At 66.3% G+C, this 1286-nt stretch carries 1 protein-coding gene; it reads right to left on the bottom strand.

Features of this window, described 5'->3' with window-relative positions; translation table 11 throughout:
• Nucleotides 1-44 precede the first annotated feature (44 nt).
• A protein-coding gene (locus tag AB0K05_RS44420; protein ID WP_364237887.1) for an IS3 family transposase occupies nt 45-1219 on the bottom strand; the annotation gives its coding sequence in 2 pieces (ribosomal slippage) (nt 45-958 and nt 958-1219; 1176 coding nt in all).
• Nucleotides 1220-1286: the final 67 nt, after the last annotated feature.

Below are 1286 nucleotides of genomic sequence, written 5' to 3'. Positions count from 1 at the left end.
TGAGGGGCCGCGGTGATTCCGGACAGCCGTCTTATGGTCGTAGCCTATGCGGCTGATCGGGATGAAAGGGACTCGTTCAGCACCTCAAGAGGCGGCCGATAGCCGAGCGCCGAGTGCAGGCGCCGCCGGTTGTAGAACCCTTCGATATAGCGGATGACCTGGCGTCTTGCCTTGGCCCGGGTAGTGAAGACGAACCGGTGCAGCCACTCGTTCTTGATCGTGCTGAAGAACGACTCGGCCATCGCGTTGTCGTAGCAGATCCCGGTGCGGCCGACCGAGCGGCGGATGCCCAGGCCGGTCAGGAAACGGCCGAACTCATCGGAGGTGTAGTTCGAGCCGCGGTCGGAGTGGAACACGGTGCCTGGCTGGAGCAGGCCGGTGCCGGCCGCCATCCGGATCGCGTCCTTGATGAGCTCGGCGCGGTAGTGGTCGGCCATGGCCCAGCCGAGCACGGCCTTGCTGTGGCAGTCGATGACGGTGGCCAAGTAGAGGAAGCCCTCCGACGTGGGGATGTAGGTGATGTCGCCGACCAGCTTGGTGCCCGGTTGCTCGGCGGTGAAGTCGCGGCCGACCAGGTCGGGGATGCCGCGAAAGTCGCCCTGCACGGTGGTGGCGGGACGAAAGGCCCGCACCTGGGCCGGGATGAGGCCCTGCTCGCGCATTAACGCGCGGACCAGCTCGGCTGAGCAGTGCTCGCCGCGGCGCAGTAGCGCGGCGTGCACCCGCCGGTAGCCGTAGGTCTCGTGCGAGTCGGCGAACACCTCGGTGACCAACCCGGCCAGAAGTGTGCGGCGTTGCGTGGTGGCCGAGGCCGGCCTCTCGCGCCACTCGTAGTAGCCCGCACGGGACACGCCCAGCCAGGCGCACATCTTGGTGATCGCGTGGTGTGCCTTCTCCGCATCGATCAGCTCGTACTTGGCGAGCGTCATCGACTCTCGGCCGCGAAGAAGGCCGCCGCTTTTTTCAAGAACGCCAGCTTCTCGCGCAGCTCGGCGTTCTCCCGCTCCAGCTCCCGGATCCGCGCTCGCTCCGGCCCGGAGACCGGCTGCTGCACGTCCTGGTCGTGCACGATTCGATGCCGGTTCACCCAGCTGCCCAGGGTGCTGGCGTTGATCCCGAACTCCCGGGCCACCGCCGCCACCGTGCGATCGCCCTCCAGCACCATCCGGACGGCTTCTTCCTTGAACTCGAGCGAGAACTGCCTGCGACGCCTCGTCACGTACCTACCTCTTCCAGACTTCTGTCAGTTTATGTAGCCAACTGTCCGGAATCTTCGGGGCACCTCA

The organism is Nonomuraea sp. NPDC049486, assembly GCF_040676925.1.
Classification (GTDB): domain Bacteria; phylum Actinomycetota; class Actinomycetes; order Streptosporangiales; family Streptosporangiaceae; genus Nonomuraea; species Nonomuraea ferruginea.
This window is presented reverse-complemented; position numbering and strand designations above follow the sequence as displayed.